This window comes from Propioniferax innocua, from assembly GCF_006716235.1.
Classification (GTDB): domain Bacteria; phylum Actinomycetota; class Actinomycetes; order Propionibacteriales; family Propionibacteriaceae; genus Propioniferax; species Propioniferax innocua.
On the sequence record NZ_VFOR01000002.1, the window covers coordinates 75,706 to 92,611 of the forward strand.

At 65.1% G+C, this 16,906-nt stretch carries 17 protein-coding genes; 10 read left to right on the top strand and 7 right to left on the bottom strand.

Annotation, left to right across the window (positions count from 1 at the left end; genetic code table 11):
- The first annotated feature begins 90 nt into the window (after positions 1–90).
- The 4 genes from FB460_RS07105 (at position 91) to FB460_RS07120 (ending at position 6,112) form a co-directional block, all read left to right on the top strand.
- Positions 91–1,425, top strand: a complete 1,335-nt coding sequence (locus tag FB460_RS07105) for a glycosyltransferase 87 family protein (RefSeq protein WP_142093465.1) — start codon at positions 91–93, stop codon at positions 1,423–1,425.
- A 99-nt stretch (positions 1,426–1,524) separates the two neighbouring features.
- Complete coding sequence (locus FB460_RS07110; protein WP_142093466.1) at positions 1,525–5,394, top strand: multifunctional oxoglutarate decarboxylase/oxoglutarate dehydrogenase thiamine pyrophosphate-binding subunit/dihydrolipoyllysine-residue succinyltransferase subunit; 3,870 nt, start codon at positions 1,525–1,527, stop codon at positions 5,392–5,394.
- 3 nt (positions 5,395–5,397) lie between these two features.
- Complete coding sequence (locus FB460_RS07115; RefSeq protein WP_142093467.1) at positions 5,398–5,577, top strand: DUF6104 family protein; 180 nt, start codon at positions 5,398–5,400, stop codon at positions 5,575–5,577.
- A gap of 4 nt (positions 5,578–5,581) precedes the next feature.
- On the top strand, positions 5,582–6,112 hold the full coding sequence (locus tag FB460_RS07120; protein WP_142093468.1) for a TetR family transcriptional regulator: 531 nt from the start codon (positions 5,582–5,584) through the stop codon (positions 6,110–6,112).
- A 65-nt stretch (positions 6,113–6,177) separates the two neighbouring features.
- On the opposite strand, the gene FB460_RS07125 is transcribed toward FB460_RS07120, so the two are convergent.
- From FB460_RS07125 to FB460_RS07145, 6 genes are all read right to left on the bottom strand, one after another.
- Positions 6,178–6,579, bottom strand: coding sequence for a hypothetical protein (locus tag FB460_RS07125; protein ID WP_142093469.1), 402 nt, complete (start codon positions 6,577–6,579; stop codon positions 6,178–6,180).
- On the bottom strand, positions 6,576–6,827 hold the full coding sequence (locus FB460_RS07130; RefSeq protein WP_142093470.1) for a WhiB family transcriptional regulator: 252 nt from the start codon (positions 6,825–6,827) through the stop codon (positions 6,576–6,578). The genes FB460_RS07125 and FB460_RS07130 overlap by 4 nt, the downstream gene beginning before the upstream one ends.
- Before the next feature lie 98 nt (positions 6,828–6,925).
- On the bottom strand, positions 6,926–8,389 hold the full coding sequence (locus FB460_RS07135; RefSeq protein ID WP_142093471.1) for a sensor histidine kinase: 1,464 nt from the start codon (positions 8,387–8,389) through the stop codon (positions 6,926–6,928).
- 101 nt (positions 8,390–8,490) lie between these two features.
- On the bottom strand, positions 8,491–8,565 hold the full coding sequence (locus FB460_RS13495; RefSeq protein WP_425466994.1) for a 50S ribosomal protein bL37: 75 nt from the start codon (positions 8,563–8,565) through the stop codon (positions 8,491–8,493).
- Between the two features lie 52 nt (positions 8,566–8,617).
- Positions 8,618–8,869, bottom strand: a complete 252-nt coding sequence (gene rsrA / locus FB460_RS07140; protein ID WP_211345901.1) for a mycothiol system anti-sigma-R factor — start codon at positions 8,867–8,869, stop codon at positions 8,618–8,620.
- Positions 8,862–9,566, bottom strand: coding sequence for a sigma-70 family RNA polymerase sigma factor (locus FB460_RS07145; protein ID WP_142094253.1), 705 nt, complete (start codon positions 9,564–9,566; stop codon positions 8,862–8,864). The genes rsrA and FB460_RS07145 overlap by 8 nt, the downstream gene beginning before the upstream one ends.
- Before the next feature lie 284 nt (positions 9,567–9,850).
- Between FB460_RS07145 and FB460_RS07150 the strand changes: the two genes are divergently transcribed.
- The 4 genes from FB460_RS07150 (at position 9,851) to FB460_RS07165 (ending at position 13,617) form a co-directional block, all read left to right on the top strand.
- Positions 9,851–10,417, top strand: a complete 567-nt coding sequence (locus FB460_RS07150) for a DoxX family protein (RefSeq protein ID WP_170209990.1) — start codon at positions 9,851–9,853, stop codon at positions 10,415–10,417.
- A 17-nt stretch (positions 10,418–10,434) separates the two neighbouring features.
- The gene (gene aroA / locus FB460_RS07155) at positions 10,435–11,784 is read left to right on the top strand and encodes a 3-phosphoshikimate 1-carboxyvinyltransferase (protein ID WP_142093474.1); all 1,350 of its coding nucleotides are present in this window, start codon (positions 10,435–10,437) and stop codon (positions 11,782–11,784) included.
- On the top strand, positions 11,784–12,788 hold the full coding sequence (gene rsgA / locus FB460_RS07160; protein WP_142093475.1) for a ribosome small subunit-dependent GTPase A: 1,005 nt from the start codon (positions 11,784–11,786) through the stop codon (positions 12,786–12,788). Before aroA ends, rsgA begins: the two co-directional genes overlap by 1 nt.
- Positions 12,789–12,861: 73 nt before the next feature.
- A complete protein-coding gene (locus tag FB460_RS07165) occupies positions 12,862–13,617 on the top strand; it encodes an inositol monophosphatase family protein (protein WP_246044379.1) in 756 nt (251 codons plus the stop codon).
- A 6-nt stretch (positions 13,618–13,623) separates the two neighbouring features.
- On the opposite strand, the gene serA is transcribed toward FB460_RS07165, so the two are convergent.
- Positions 13,624–14,832, bottom strand: a complete 1,209-nt coding sequence (gene serA / locus FB460_RS07170) for a phosphoglycerate dehydrogenase (protein WP_142093477.1) — start codon at positions 14,830–14,832, stop codon at positions 13,624–13,626.
- Positions 14,833–14,891: 59 nt separating this feature from the next.
- Here serA and FB460_RS07175 point away from each other — a divergent pair, with 59 nt between their 5' ends.
- The gene (locus FB460_RS07175; protein ID WP_142093478.1) at positions 14,892–16,025 is read left to right on the top strand and encodes an FUSC family protein; all 1,134 of its coding nucleotides are present in this window, start codon (positions 14,892–14,894) and stop codon (positions 16,023–16,025) included.
- A gap of 2 nt (positions 16,026–16,027) precedes the next feature.
- On the top strand, positions 16,028–16,882 hold the full coding sequence (gene ypfJ / locus FB460_RS07180) for a KPN_02809 family neutral zinc metallopeptidase (RefSeq protein ID WP_142093479.1): 855 nt from the start codon (positions 16,028–16,030) through the stop codon (positions 16,880–16,882).
- Positions 16,883–16,906: the final 24 nt, after the last annotated feature.

Genomic DNA, 16,906 nt, shown 5'->3' on the forward strand with positions numbered 1-16,906 from the left:
GAGTGGCCATGAGAACATCGCACGATCGCTCACCGCACAGTGGAACCGAGCCCTAGGGAACCGAGCCCCAGAAGGCAGCCGAGGAGAGACATGGCGCACTCGACGAGGTCCAGCGAGGAGTCGCACGCGGCTTCCGATGGCGCCGTGAACGCCATTTCAGGTGGCGTCCCCTCCCGGTCCCGGCCGGCTGTGGCGCTCGGGATCTTCCTGCTCGGGCGTCTTCTCCTGTGGTTCCGATGGTTGGCGAGTGACCGCGGCCCGGGCGATGTGCAGTACTACTTCACCTCCACCCAGGCGCTGCCCATGCAGGGAGTGACGACCACACTGGTCGAATACCCGGTGCCTGTGGTGTGGCTGCTCGGCACTCCGCAGCTCCTCGCCCCCGGCGACCCCGAGAAGTACCTCGCCGTGTTCGTGGCCATGATGCTGGCCGCCGACGCCGCCTTCACATGGGCGCTGTGGCGTCACACGCCGCGCCCGCTGCTGGCGATCACCGTCTGGTCGGGGTTCCTCGCCTCAATGGGGACGATCGTCTATCTGCGCTTCGACGTCATCACCGCAGCGCTCGTGGGAGTGGCCCTGCTCCTCCTGCGTCACCGCCCAGGTCTTGCAGGGGCCCTGGTGGCAGTGGGGGCAGCGTTGAAACTATGGCCGGCCGCCGTCCTGCTCCCCATGCTCGTCATGCCCAAACGCCTGCGCCAGACAGCGGGTTTCGCCGCTGCCGGCGGCGGACTGGCCTGTTTGAGTCTGCTACTGACCGGGTGGGAACGCACAGCATCGGCGCTCACCTGGCAGAGCGACCGCGGTCTACAGATCGAGTCGGTGTGGGCGACGCCGCTCATGCTCGCGCGCATCAACGGTGGCGATCAGGAGATCGTCATGTCCCAATACAAGGCGTTCGAGGTGGCCGGCAGCGGCGTCGATCAGTGGATGGCATGGAGCTCCCTGGCCGCCGTCGCAGGAACCATCATCATCGCCGCCCTGTTGGTGAAAGGGCTGACCGCTGCGAAGCACGCCGCCGGCGCGGGGATCCCGAGCATCGACAGACTGCAGTGGGTGGCTCTCGCCGTCAGTGCCATGACCGCAGTGGTCATCATCACGAACAAGACACTGAGCCCCCAGTACCTGGTGTGGCTGGCCGCCCCCATGGTCGTGGCGATCGCTCTCGACGCTCGTCCCGGGCGTCGCTGGACCAACACGGGCCTGCTCCTGACGCTGGGGCTGCTCACCCAACTCGTCTACCCGATCTGGTACCCCTCTCTTTGGGGCGGAGGCGCTGCCGAACCCGAAACCGTACGCGTCACCATCGCCCTCACCGCTCGCAACGCGATCCTGCTCGTGACGGGCTGCGCGTTGGTGACCGAGGCATGGTTCGGCACGACATTCCCTGCCCGCTACGCTGGTTCACGCACGTCAAGACGATAGGCTCGCTGCCGTGCGTCGATCGATGTTCAACAACGGCTGTTGGCCGTTGTGTCGAGCAATCGAAGACCGAGATCCAGAGACGACCGGAAGAAGGCGACAGTGGCTACCGCGCCCGAGCAGGATTCAGACTTCGGAGCCAATGACTGGCTCTTCGATGAGATGTTCGAGAAGTACACCAAGGACCCCTCCTCTGTTCCCCAGAGTTGGGCTGAGTACTTCGCTGCGGAGGGCGGGAACGGCGACACCCAGCAGTCCGCGTCTGACGTGTCGAAGAGCTCCGCGAACACTGCCAAGCCGGCTGAAACGGGGGTGAAGCAGCCCGAGGCGACGAAGCCCGAGGCGACCAAGCCCGAGCCGACCAAGCCCGAGCCGAAGGCGCCGATGCCCTCGGATCACGATTCCTCGGCCAAGGCCGCTCAGCGCGCCAAGGAGAAGGACTCCGCCGAGAGCCCGGCCCGCCCCGCGAACTCTCCCGAGGCGAAGGTCGAGAAGCCCAATGACGTCCGTGATCTGCGTCCGGCTCGCCCCGGCAACCCCGGAGGTCTGCCCGCCGACCCACCGAACCCGACCGTCCGTGACAGCGAGGACAAGGGCGAACCGGTCAAGACCCGGATGCGGGGAGCTGTGGGGCGCACCGCCGCCAACATGGATGAGTCGCTGAGCATCCCGACCGCCACCAGCGTGCGCGCGATCCCGATGAAGCTCGTGATCGATCAGCGCATCGTCATCAACAACCACCTGCGTCGGGCACGCGGCGGCAAGGTCTCGTTCACGCACATCATCGGCTACGCCATGGTGCAGGCGCTCAAGTCCGTCCCCGCCATGAACAACGCCTACGAGGAGATCGACGGCAAGCCCCACATCGTGGAGCCGCAGAGCATCGGGTTCGGCCTCGCGATCGACCTTCCCGGCAAGGACGGCAACCGCCAGCTCATGGTCCCGTCGATCAAGGGTGCCGAGGATCTCGACTTCGCCCAGTTCTGGGCGGCCTACGAAGACCTCGTGGCCAAGGCCCGCGACGGCAAGCTCGGCCTCGCCGACTTCCAGGGCACCACCATCACCTTGACCAACCCCGGCACGATCGGAACGCAGCACTCGGTGCCGCGCCTGATGAAGGGCCAGGGCTGCATCATCGGCATCGGGAACATCGATTACCCGCCGGAGTTCCAGGGCACTGACCCCGAGCGCCTCAATGACATGGGCGTCTCGAAGATGATGACGTTCACCTCCACCTACGACCACCGCGTCATCCAGGGCGCGGTCTCCGGTGAGTTCCTGAAGCGTCTGCACGAACTGCTGCTCGGAGCCGACAACTTCTACGACGACATCTACCGAGCACTCCGCATCCCCTACAAGCCGATCCGCTGGGCCACTGACTCCTCGGTCAGCCACGAAGCCCAGATCGGCAAGCAGGCACAGTTGTTCGAGCTGATCAACGCCTACCGCACCTCGGGTCACTTCATGGCGGATGTGGATCCACTCGAGTACGTGCAGCGCGAACACCCCGACCTGGACGTGGAGACCCACGGCCTGACGCTGTGGGACCTCGACCGCACCTTCGCCACCGGTTCCTTCGGCGGCACCAAGCCATTCATGAAGCTCCGAGACATCCTCGGCGTCCTGCGTGACTCGTACTGCCGCAGCACCGGTATCGAGTACATGCATCTGCATGACCCCAAGCAGCGCAAGTGGATCCAGGAGCGCATCGAGACACCGCACTCCTCACTCCCCCGCGAAGAGCACCTGCGTGTGCTCGACAAGCTCAACGAGGCCGAGATCTTCGAGACCTTCCTCCAGACGAAGTTCGTCGGGCAGAAGCGTTTCTCGCTCGAAGGCGGCGAGTCGACGATCGTGCTGCTCGACGAGCTGTGCGAGCTGTCGGCCAACACCGGTCTCGACGAGGTCTGCATCGGCATGCCGCACCGCGGACGTCTGAACGTGTTGGCCAACATCGTCGGCAAGTCCTATGCCCAGATCTTCCGTGAGTTCGAGGGCAATCTGGACCCGCGTGAGTCGGAGGGCTCGGGCGACGTCAAGTACCACCTGGGCGCCGAAGGCGAGTTCCGGGCGCTGACGGGCAACACCATCCGTACCTCGGTGGCCGCCAACCCCTCGCACCTCGAGGCCGTCAACCCGGTTCTCGAAGGCATCACGCGGGCCAAGCAGGACATCCTCGACCGCTCCACCGAGTTCCCGGTGCTGCCGGTGCTGCTGCACGGTGACGCCGCTTTCGCCGGGCAGGGCGTGGTGTTCGAGACCATGCAGATGTCGCAGCTGCGCGGCTATCGGACCGGCGGCACGATCCATGTGGTCGTCAACAACCAGGTGGGCTTCACCACCTCGCCGCAGTCCTCGCGTTCGTCGCTGTACTCCACCGACGTGGCCAAGTCGATCGGGGCTCCGATCCTTCACGTGAACGGTGACGATCCCGAAGCAGTCGTGCGTTGCGCCCGCATCGCCTTCGAGTTCCGCCGCGAATTCAACAAGGACATCGTCATCGACGTCGTGTGCTACCGCCGTCGCGGGCATAACGAAGGTGACGATCCGAGCTTCACCCAGCCGCTCATGTACGACCTCATCGACCGCAAGCGTTCGACCCGCAAGCTCTACACCGAGGCGCTCATCGGCCGTGGCGACATCACCATGGAAGACGCCGAGGCGGCGATGTCGAAGTTCCAGCAGCGTCTGGAGGAGGTCTTCAAGGAGGTCCGCGGCGAGGACGAGCCGCTCGAGGACTACCACCGCATTCCGCAGTACCCCGAGAAGCGTCACCGCGACGAACCCACGGCCATCAGCCAGGACATGATGACCGCGATCGCGAACGCCCACGTGAATGTGCCGGAGGACTTCAAGGTGCACCGCAAGGTGCTCCCCCAGCTCCAGCGTCGCTCCAAGGCGATCCTCGAGGGACCGATCGACTGGGCGACCGGCGAGATCCTTGCGTTCGGTTCGCTCCTGCTCGAAGGACGCCCGGTGCGCCTCACCGGTCAGGATTCGCGCCGAGGCACGTTCTCACAGCGTTTCGCTGCGGTCGTCGACCGCGAGAACTCCGATGTGTGGATGCCGCTGCGCAACCTCAGCGAGGATCAGGCCAAGTTCCAGGTGTTCGACTCGCTGCTCAGCGAATATGCCGTGATGGGCTTCGAGTACGGCTACTCGGTGGCCCGCCCCGAGGCCTTGGTGTGCTGGGAGGCACAGTTCGGTGACTTCGCCAACGGCGCCCAGACGATCGTGGACGAGTTCATCAGCTCCGGTCAGACCAAGTGGACGCAGAAGTCGGGCATCGTCCTGCTTCTGCCTCACGGGTACGAAGGCCAGGGACCTGACCACTCGTCGGCCCGTATCGAGCGCTGGCTGCAGCTGTGCGCCGAGGACAACATGGCCGTGTGCCAGCCCTCGACGCCGGCGTCGCACTTCCACCTGTTGCGTACGCATGCCTACGTGAACTGGCACCGCCCGCTCATGATCGCGACCCCCAAGTCGATGCTGCGCAACAAGCTGGCCACGTCCAACCCCGAGGACTTCACCGAGGGCCGTTGGCGTCCCGCTCTGCCGGACCCGACGATCAGCGATCCCTCGAAGGTCAAGACCGTCCTGCTGTGCTCGGGCAAGGTCCGTTGGGATCTGGTGAAGGCCCGCGAGAAGCAGGGCCTCAACGAACAGGTGGCGATCGTGGCGCTCGAGCGTCTCTTCCCGCTGCCGACCGATGAACTGGCCGAGATCCTCGGTGATTTCGGCCATGTCACCGACATCCGTTGGGTGCAGGACGAGCCCGAGAACCAGGGCCCGTGGCCGTTCATGGCTCTGCACCTGCCCGGGGCCATGCAGGACGCCCTCCCCGGCCGTTCGGAGTTCGTCATGATGCCGGTGACGCGGAAGGCTGCGGCAGCGCCGTCAACCGGTCTGCACCACATTCACGAGGTGGAGCAGGCTGACCTGATGGAGCGCGCTTTCGCTCCGCGGAACTGAGTCATGTACTTCACCGACCGCGGGATCGAGGAACTGACGGAGCGTCGCGGAGCCGAGGAGGTCAGCTTCGAGTGGCTGGCCGACCAGCTCCGCACCTTCGTCGACCTCAACCCCGAGTTCGAGACGCCGGTCGAGCGTCTTGCCACATGGCTCGCGCGCCTCGACGACGATTTCGAGGACTGACCGCGTGGCCCTTGACCGGCACGAGATCCTGATGGCCGCCCAGGGCATCTTGGAGACCTACGGACTCGCCGACCTCTCGATGCGTCGCATCGCCACACAGCTCGGTGTGCAGCCGGGCGCGTTGTACTGGCACATCGACAACAAACAAGGCATGCTCGCAGCGCTGTCCGATGAGATCCTGCGCGATCTCCCCAACCCCACGGGCAGTCCTGCGGCGATCATCATGACGTGGGCGCGTGCCTTCCGAGCGGCTCTGTTGGCGCATCGTGACGCAGCCGAGCTGGTGGCGTCGGTGATCTCCATGCGATTGGGAGAGATCTCCCCCATCACCCACCTCACCAGGCTGCTGCCGGGCCCACGGGCTTCACTCACCGCGGCTGTGGTGACCCATTTCGTTCTCGGGCACTGTTTCGACGAACAGGGGCATGCCCAGCTCGTGGAACTGGGCGTCACCGACCCCGACCCCGATTTTCCGGGGGACGAAGCGTTCGAGCATGGGCTCGCGCTCCTGGTGGCTGGCCTGGATCGGGTTTGATCCTTCCCGTTCCAGAAGCCGGGCCGCGCTCTCGAGCGGGCAAGCTCTCAGTACACCGGCCTGGGCTAGTTCGTCGCCCCAGACGTCCCGCCATTCGTCTCGTCGGCGGGAACACGCCCGAAATCACGCATGCTGCGCGGGATCAGCAGACAGATCAGGATCGCCAGCGAACTCGCAGCCATGGCCACCGCGATCCAGGTGGTTCCTCCGCCGCGGAAGCTCCACGCGATCGGCAGGTGCAGAATTCCCACGGCGATGGCAGGGGCATGTGCGCGGGGGGCGAGCCGCCACAGCCCGCGGGCGATCCATCCGAGGAATGCGCTGTAGGCGATGAGGATGATGGCTCCACCGACGCCGACGATGGCTCGTCCGGACTGTGTGGCGGCGGCTTCCATGATGCCCAGGACCAACGAGGTGGCCGCCATGATGGCAATCAGTACCGCAGGCAGACGGGAGTTCAGGTTCACGCGCTCCGAACCCGTGAACGCGCGGCGCGACGTTTCATCGCTCGGCGCTCATCCTCCGAGAGGCCACCCCACACGCCGTGGTCCTGACCTGCTTCGAGTGCCCACTGCAGGCACGCTTCGCGGACCGTGCAACGTTGGCAGACCTTCTTGGCCTCTTCGATCTGCAGCAACGCGGGCCCGGTGTTTCCGATGGGAAAGAAAAGTTCGGGGTCCTCATCGAGGCAAGCCGCTTCGTGACGCCAGTCCATGCGCGCTGATCCACTCCGTCTGTAGGTCTGAGAAATCATTGGACAATGTGACTGTCCAAGACTTGCAACTCGTGAGGCGAAATACAAGACTTGCGCAGTTAGAGCTGCACTGTTACTTCCGCCACAGCGCCGGGTACGTCGACGCGGTTGTGCAGTACGAACGTACCACCCATTTCCTCCACGAGGGTGCGGACGATGCTCAGACCAAGACTCCCCGTGGCCGCGGGGTCGAACCCTTCGGGCAGGCCGACGCCGTCATCGCTCACCATCACGCGCACCTGGCGGTCGTCGCGTTCCACGTGCATGACGACATTGCTGTTGCCCCCGTCGGCGCCGTGCTCCACCGCGTTCTGGACGAGTTCGGTGACCACGAGGGACAGGTTCGTCGCCACCTGCGCCGGGACGGGGCCGAAGCTGCCGGTCCGCGTGGTGCGGACACCGTCGGTGTCCATCGCGATCGAGACCGTTGCCGCCATCCGCAGAACGCGGTCAGCAACCTCATCGAAATCGACGACCTCGTCGAAACTCTGCGACAGCGTTTCGTGGACCACCGCGATCGCCGAAACACGCTGCATGGCCTCGTTGAGGGCGTCCCGGGCTTCCGGCTGGGTCATTCGACGCCCCTGCATCCGCAGCAGTGCCGCAACGGTCTGGAGGTTGTTCTTCACCCGGTGATGGATCTCCCGGATCGTCGCGTTCTTGCTCACCAATTTGCGGTCGAGCTGTGCGATCTCGGTGACGTCACGGCACAGCACCACCGCGCCCGCAGGTTTCGAGACGGTACGCAGCGGTACCACCCGGAGCCGAACTGCTCCCCTGACCCCCTCGATCCCGAACTCTGTCACTTCCGAAGGCAGGAACAGTGACCGCCACGATTCCCCAACCGGTTCCACCGGATCGCCGGCGAGACGCTGCGTCAGGGCAGGAAGATTCTCGTGCAGGGGATGCGATTGGATCCCCAGACGCCGGTAGCAGGTGATCGCATTCGGTGTGGCCTGTAGAACGGTTCCCAAGGCGTCGATCCGGATGACGCCATCCCCGACTCGGGGACTCATCTCCTGGTTGAACGACTGCCCACTCACGGGAAACTCTGCACGGTGCACCATTCCTGTGATGAGCCCGGCGGCTTCGCGGTACCCGTCCTCCAGTTCACCGGGCATCCGGATGCCCATCTGATTGGTGTGACATTCCACAACGCCGATGATGCGCCCCGCCCGCACGATCGGGACCGCCTTGATGTCCACCGGAACCCCGGCCTGCAGCCTGTTCTCACTGAGTTCACAGATCTCGCCGGTCTCTCCTGCGATCAGGACCGCTTCGTCGAACTCATAGGCCAGACATTCCCCAATCACGTCGTTGTCGATCGCTGTGGGACCCGTTGCTGGGCGAGTCTGGGCAGCCGCCCACCACATGGCGGGATCCTCATCGGGGATCCACAACACCAGGTCGGAGAAGGAAAGATCTGCCCAGAGCTGCCACTCGGCGACGAGTGTGACGAGCCAGCGTTCGTCTGCGGGGGCGATCGTGGAGTGCTCGGCGATGAGCTGCGTCAACGAAGCCATGATCCATTCCTATCGCATCGGACCGCGTGGCGGAGTGAGGAAAATGTCACACCAAGGAAAGAAACATATGACGCCCGGGAGAAGAACTCCCGGGCGTCTGTTCACGAGTTGGGGCGCTTGCCGTGGTTCGCGTTCTTCCGGCGACGTGCGCGGCGCTTGCGTCCAGTCTTGCCCATGAGGGCCTCCTGTGGTTTGTACGGTGTGCAGAGTGCGCGATTCTAGCGCGGGTCAGCCATCCGAATCGAGCGCGGGGCGCGCCAATGATGTACGGATCCGATCCCGCAGTTCATCGGGTGCCCGGCTTTCACTGCAACAACGATGAACCAACTGTTTGAGCACCTGATCGGCGTCGAAATCGTCCAGACATGGCTCACATGCGGCGAGGTGTTCGCGGATCTCCTGGGCGTCGGCGTCACAGAGTTCCTGATCGAGGAACTGGTTCATGCGTTCGAGGGCTTTTCGGCAATCCAGCTCAGACATGCTCGGTCTCCGATTCATCCAGGTACGCCTGCGCAGCCTTGATTCCCTGCTCGGCCGCATGACGGGCCAGACTCTGACGCAGCTGAGCGCGACCACGGCTGATGCGGGACATCACGGTGCCCACCGGGGTCTCCATGATCTCGGCTATCTCCTTGTAAGCGAACCCCTCGACGTCGGCGAGGTACACCGCCATTCGGAACTCATCGCGCAGTTCGGCCAGAGCCTGCGTCACGGCTTCGTCAGGCATCGCCTCGAGCGCTTCGACCTCAGCCGAACGCAGCCCCGTCGACGTGTGCTCGGCGGCAGCCGCCAGCTGCCAGTCCTCAACCTGATCGTCGTCGGATTCCTGTGGCCGACGCTGTGCCCGGCGGTAGGTGTTGATCCAAGTGTTGGTGAGGATCCGGTACAGCCACGCTTTCAGATTGGTTCCGGGGCGGTACTGGTGGAACTTCGTGAAGGCCTTGGTGAAGGTCTCCTGCACAAGGTCCTCCGCATCCGCGGTGTGCCGCGTCATCCGGACAGCGGCACCGTAAAGCTGATCCAGATAAGGAAGCGCCTCGGCCTCGAAACGCGCTGTCAGATCCCCGTGCTCCGTCCCGGTGTCGTCGGCCACATCAACCACTCCGGATCGCCCGTCGCCTCTCAAAGATTCAGCAGCCGGGGACTCAGCAGCCGAGTGGGGGTCGCCATCGTTCATCATCGTCACGCACGATACAGCCGCGGGCACAAAGGCCCAACCACCACCGGAGGCGGTTGTATCGACAGGTCGTTCACGATTCTGTGTCATCACACCGGTGCAACACCTTCAGGGTCATGAACATTCCCCTCACGTATCGGACCCCTCACGTATCAGACCCCTCACGTATCAGACAACGGGAGCGATCGGATGTGGACCTCCCCGGCCTGTCAGGAGCGCCGAGCTTCGAGTTCGCACCGACCCCACTGTTGTTCGATGAAGACAGACGCGGTTGAATGGGGGGCATGAATCCATTCCGCGTTGCCACCCGGGCCATGCTGGCCAGCTACTTCGTCGTCAACGGCGTGAAGGCTCTGAAGGAGCCCGAGGAGTACGCCGACGAGACCCAGCAGTTCGCCGAGAGTGTCGTTCCTCTCGCGAAGAATGCGGTCCCTCAGCTTCCCGAGACCGCCTCCACATGGGCGATGATCCGTGGCGGCCTCCAAGTGGTGGGCGGCGTCGCTCTGGCCACGGGCAAGGGGCGCCGTCTCGGAGCGCTCCTCCTGACCACCTCCATGGTGCCGTCGTTGCTCGCATCGGGGCCCACCGGTGACCCGGACAAGCGTGACGACTTCCTCCGCAATCTCGCACTCACCGGCGCCACTCTCATCGCTGCCGGCGACCTCCAGGGCCGTCCGAGTGTGAGCTATCGCCTCGCCGAAAGCCGCAAGCGTGCGGAGAAGCGCAAGCAGATCGCACAGAAGGCCTCCGCCCGAGGCAAGGCCCGCGGCAAGATCCAGGCGAACATGCGCAACAAGGCACGCGGAGCAACCAAGGCCGCCACGAAGGTCGGCAAGAACGCGACCTCCTGACCGTGGCGACCGACCCGATGCCAGACGAGGCCCTCTCACTGCCCAGACGGGCGGCCGACGAAGGGCCGTGGCCGGCACCGATCGCCACCGAACCGGTTCATGCCACCATCGTCGTGCCCGGTTCCAAGTCCGAGACCAACCGTGCATTGGTGCTGGCCGCCTTGAGCGACGGCCCCAGCCGGATATCCGGAGGCCTCGAGGCCCGCGACACCCGGTTGATGCGCGAAGGCTTGCGCACGCTCGGCGTCACGATCGACGACTCCACCGACGATTGGCTCGTCACTCCCCCGGATGGGGGATTCCGCGGTGGCGGAACGATCGACTGTGGCCTTGCCGGGACCGTCATGCGGTTCCTGCCACCGATCGCAGCCCTCGCCGACGGACCCACCCACTTCGTGGGAGATCCCGAGGCCGAGAAGCGCCCCATGGGCCCTCTGCTCGACGCCCTGTACGACATGGGTGCCGAAGTGAGCACCGACACCGATTCGCTTCCCTTCACCGTTCACGGGCGGCCTGACCTCCCCGGTGGACCGATCCGCATCGACGCATCGGGATCAAGCCAGTTCGTGTCGGGGCTGCTGCTCATGGGCGCACGCTGCGCGCGTGGCCTCGACGTGGAACACATCGGCGAGACGTTACCGAGCCGACCCCACATCGACATGACCGTCGCCATGCTCAACGAGCACGGGATCCGAGCCTTCGACGAGGGCGGGACTCGCTGGTGCATCGAACCCAGCCGAATCGTCGCGTTGGACAGCGTCATCGAACCCGACCTCACGAATGCAGCGGTGTTCCTCGCCGCCGCAGTCATGACCGTTGGTTCAGTGACCGTGCCCGGCTGGCCGTTCGAGACGAATCAGCCCGGTGATCGGATCCGCCAGATCCTCACCGACTTCGGCGCCGAGGTCCGCCTCGATTCCGACGGCCTGCATGTGACCGGCACGATGCACCCACGCGGCGTCGATCTCGATCTGAGTGACGCCAGCGAGCTGACCCCAGTGGTCGCCGCATTGGCCGCCATCGCGCACCAGAGCAGCACCATCCGCGGCGTCGGGCACATCCGAGGGCACGAGACCGACCGTCTGGCCGCCCTCGAAGCAGAGCTCAACGAGCTCGGCTCGGCCACGCACCAGACCGAGGACGGGCTCAGCATCGCGCCACGCATGCTCCACGGTGGTGACTGGCACACCTACGCCGACCATCGCATGGCACACGCCGGAGCCCTGATCGGGCTGATCGTGGACGATGTGACGCTCGACGACGTGACGTGCACCAGCAAGACCCTGCCAGATTTCCCCGGCATGTGGCGCATGATGCTGGAGCAGTCGGCGGTGTGGTCGGAGCAGAACGTCAACGGCGAGGCGTGATGGCACGTCGCCGAGGCGACGAGTACGCCGCCTTCGATCGTCCACGTCGACGTTCCAGACCACGCACCAAGGAACGTCCGGACTATTCCGACGCCCCGCTCGCTCGGGTGGTGAGCGTCGACCGTGGACGCTACCGCTGTGATCTCGACGGCGTATCCATCACTGCGACGAAAGCCCGCGTCCTGGCCCGCAACTCCGCCATCGTCGGCGATCTCGTTCGTCTGGATGGGGACACCAGCGGTCACCCCGGCACCATGGCCCGGATCGTCGTGGTGGAGGAACGCGACTCGGTGCTGCGCCGCACGGCCGATGATGATGACCCCTATGAGCGTCCCATCGTGGCCAATGCCGACCAGCTCGTGATCGTCACCGCTCTGGCCGATCCGCCACCCCGCACCGGGATGATCGACCGGATCCTCGTCGCCTGCTACGACGCCGGTCTTGAACCGTTGCTGTGCCTCACCAAGTCCGACCTGGCCACTCCCGATGAACTCATCGCGGCGTATGAGCCCTTGGGGATCAAGGTCATCACCACACGTCCAGGCGCCGATCTGACTCCTCTGCGCAACGCATTGCACAACCAGATCAGTGTGCTCGTCGGACATTCCGGAGTCGGCAAGTCGACGTTGGTCAACGCCCTGGTCCCGGAGGCAGAACGCACCACCGGGCAGGTGAACGAGGTGACCGGCCGCGGCCGCCACACCTCCACCTCAGCGATGGCACTGCGCCTGGCGAACGGCGGCTGGATCATCGACACCCCCGGGGTCCGATCATTCGGACTCAGCCACGTGGAGTGGCACAAGGTGATCCGCGCCTTCCCCGATCTGGAACGCTTCACCGACACCTGCCCCCGAGGCTGCCCGCACCGCAGCAGTGACCCCGAATGTGGTCTCGATCTTGCCCGACACGACGAATCTGTCTCTGCGGCCCGCCTCGATTCATTCCGCCGCATGGTCGATGCTCGTACCGACATCGACGTCCCCACACGTTCCGATCGGCCCTGACGGCCTCGGACTCACGAAAGGTACCCCCGTGTTGGATCCCCAAGCCCACGCCGACGACCTCGGCCTCGCACACATGCTGGCCGACAGCGCCGACCAGATCAGTGCCGAGCGCTTCGGCGCACAGGATCTGCATGTGGAGTCGAAGCCCGACGCCACTCCCGTCACCGATGCAGACCTCGCGGTGGAGCGAACCATCCGCTCCACTCTGGGACGCCTGCGGTCGCGGGACGCGATCCACGGCGAGGAGTTCTCCGATTCCGGAGAAAGTGACCGCCGGTGGATCATCGATCCGATCGACGGCACGAAGAACTTCCTGCGCGGCGTCCCGGTGTTCGCGACGCTGATCGCACTCATGGTGGAGGACGAGGTCGCGCTGGGGGTGGTCAGTGCGCCCGCGCTGGGGCAGCGCTGGTGGGCCAGCCGTGGTGCAGGTGCCTGGATGGGTCCGCGGATGTCGAAGGCCACCCGGCTGCAGGTGTCCGGCGTCCACCGTCTGGCCGATGCGTCACTGTCGTACGGGTCCCTCGGCGGCTGGGTCGATGAGGGCCGTGGACGTGGCATGGGTGAACTCATGCGCTCATGCTGGCGCACCCGCGCCTACGGCGACTTCTGGCATTACATGCTCGTGGCACAGGGGGCGGTGGACATCGCCACCGAACCTGAGCTCAATCTCTACGACATGGCGGCGTGTCAAGCGGTCGTCACCGAGGCCGGTGGACGGTTCACCAATATCGACGGTCTCGACGGCGTGCAGGGCCCGGGCGCGGTGGCGACCAACGGGCACCTGCACGGCGATGTCATCGAGCTGTTGAGGCCCGACGAAGCCTGAGCGGCGTCAGGCGTCGACAGTTCGCAGGCGGATCGTCTCGGGCAGGGTCACAAGCTTGTCGGTCAGTGAGTCGAGATCCTCACCCGAGATGTCGGTGACCACATAGCCGAGTTCACCGCGCGTCGCCAGATTCTGGCGATCGATGTTGACGTCGATGTCGGCGAGCAACTGGTTCATCCGGGCCAAGACACCGGGAACATTGTGATGCAGGTGAAGGATGCGTCGAGCCGAGCCGGCCGCAGCATGATTCTCGGTCACCACCAATGGCAGGTTGACCGACATCGAGGTGTTCCCGGCAGTGAGGAAGTCCACGATCTTGCCGCCCACGTAGTACCCGATGTGCTCCTGGGCCTCCTGCGTCGAGCCACCGACGTGCGGAGTGAGGATGACATTGTCCAACCCCTGGAGGGGGGACGAGAACGGCTCGTTGTTCGACTTCGGCTCGCTGGGGAACACATCGACCGCAGCGCCGGCGAGGTGGCCGCTGGTCAACGCGTCACGCAGTGCGTGATGATCGACGACGAAACCACGCGACAGGTTGAGGAACAGGCTGCGGGGCTGCATCTGGGCGAACTGCTCGGCGCCGAAGATCCCGGCGTTGCCCGTGCGTCCGTCCACGTGCAGCGTCACGGTCTCGACGCTGGCCAGCAGCTCACCGAGGCTGTCGCAGCGCGTCGCGTTACCGAGTGCCAGCTTGTCGTCGACGTCGTAGAAGAAGACCTTCATGCCCAGCGACTCGGCCAGCACCGAGAGCTGCGACCCGATGTTGCCGTAGCCGACGATGCCCAGGGTTCGGCCGCGGACCTCGTGTGAACCTGAGGCGCTCTTGTCCCACACACCACGATGCATCGCATCATTGCGCACGGTGAGGCGTCGGGCCATCGAGATGATCTCGGCCACGACGAGTTCCACCACCGAACGGGTGTTGGAGTAGGGGGCGTTGAACACCGCCACGCCCTGCTCGGAGGCCGCCGACAGATCGATCTGGTTGGTGCCGATGCAGAAGGCTCCGACAGCGAGCAGGTCAGGGCAGGCCTCCATGACACGGGCGGTCACCTGCGTCTTGGAGCGGATACCGAGCACACTGACGCCGGCAAGAGCTTCGATGAGCTCATCCTCGTCGAGGGCACCGGCACGTTGTTCGACCTCGAAACCCGCCTGGGTCAGGGTCGTCACGGCATTTTCATGAATATTTTCGAGCAGCAAGACCTTCACGGCAATCAACCTTAGGCCCATATGCCCAACCGGGTTCACAAGGACGGCATGATGGAACGGTGAGTGGTTCTCCCCTGATCCGTCGTATGGCACTGCGGGCCTTCGATTTCAGCGAGCGCAGCGTCCGCTGGGGGAAGCGCTCCCAGCAGCGGCGAGTCGAACGCTGGCGGGAACGGCTTCCCTTCATCGTGGCCTGTGCGATCACCGCCTCTGTGGCCTGGGCCATCGCCACGCACCTGTTCAGCCATGACCTCGCGCTGTTCGCGCCCATCGCCGCAGTGATCACCGTCGGCCTCAACCATGGACAACGGGCCGCACGTGCCATCGAGATCGGTGTCGGCGTCACGGTGGGAGTGGGGCTGGGGACGCTCTTCGTGACGCTGTTCGGCGTCGGCACATGGCAGCTGGTCGTGCTGATCGCCGCCTCGATGTCATTCGCCACCTGGTTGGGGGCGGGGAACCTCATCACGATCCAGGCTGCTGTCCAGGGCATCGTGGTGATGACGCTGTTCCATGGCGACGATCAGGGCCTGACCCGTGTGCTCGACGCGGTCATCGGCTCCTCCTGCGCCATCGCCGCGTCGTTGATCATGCCGACCGCTTCGCTCCATCGGCCTCGTCGCGCCGCGGCCAAGGCGCTCACCGAGGCGGCCGGAACCATCGATGCGATCTGCCGAGCACTGCGAGAGAACGACGAGGACGCTGGCCGTGATGTATTGGCCCGTGCACGTCGGTCCGAATCGCTCATGGAGCCCCTGCGGGAGACGAGCCGTGAATCGCTGGCGTCGGCGCGGTTCTCGGCCCTGCTGCGGCACCGACGCGGGCACGCCGAGGAGCTGGCGGCACTGGTGGCCCCTCTGGATCGTCTGTTGCGGAACCTGCGGATCGTGGCCCGGCGCTGTGCGGTGGCGCTGTGGCGGCACGAAGCAGTTCCCGAAACGCACCGGGAGCTGCTGGCGGGCATCGCCGATGTCCTGCGCGACTGTGCCCAGGAACTCGAACAGGGCCACGTTCCCCGGGAGGTCCGAGGGCGGTTGATCGAACTCGCGGAACGTTCTGCGGAGTTCGAGATCGACCGTTCGCTGTCGGCGGTGGTGCTTCTTGCGCAGGCACGGTCCATGATTATCGATGTACTGGAGCTGTGCGGCATGGACTCGGCAGACGCCCGAGAGGCCGTACCGGACATGGAGTGATCATGGATTTCAAATCAGACGCCCGTATCCGTGGCGGCTCGGCCCGATCTGGTGGAGGTGGCCGTGGCGGGCTCGCCATCGGCGGGGGCGCCGGTCTCGTCGTACTGGTGATCGCGCTCTTCTTGGGGGTTGATCCGAGCATGCTGCTCAGCGGCGGCCCACAGCCGGAGACCAGCGCCCAACCCGGCACGGACTACTCGCACTGCCAGACCGGCGCCGACGTCGAAACCCATCCCGAATGCCGTTGGCCTGCGTATTCGACGAGCACGAACGACTTCTGGATCGAACGGTTCGACGGCTACGAGGAAAGCTCGATCATCACGTTCAGTGGGCAGGTCTCCACCGGATGCGGCATGGCATCCTCACAGACTGGGCCGTTCTACTGCCCCGCCGACCGCTTGGTGTACGTCGACACCGATTTCCTGGGCAAGCTTTTGAACGAACTCGGCACGCAGGGTGGGCAGGCCGCCGAGGTCTACATCGTCGCCCACGAGTTCGGGCATCATGCCCAGGAGCTTCAGGGGTTGTTGGCGAAGTCTCGTCAGGGCGCACAACAGGGCGAGGACTCCCCCGCCGTCCGTGCCGAACTACAGGCCGACTGTTACGCAGGTGCCTACCTGGCATGGGCCAACGAGAACCCCGACGACCTCATCGAGAACATCACGGCGGAGGACATGCACCGCGTCATGGACGCCGCCCGCGTCGTGGGTGATGACCACATCCAGGAGCGCTCCGGGGAGGTCAACCCCGATCTGTGGACGCATGGCTCTTCGGAGATGCGCCAGCGGTGGCTCGATCGTGGTCTGCGCACCGGTGACGTGCGTCAGTGCGACACTTTTTCTGCACGCACGCTCTGATTCCACAGGGCATCATCCACAGGA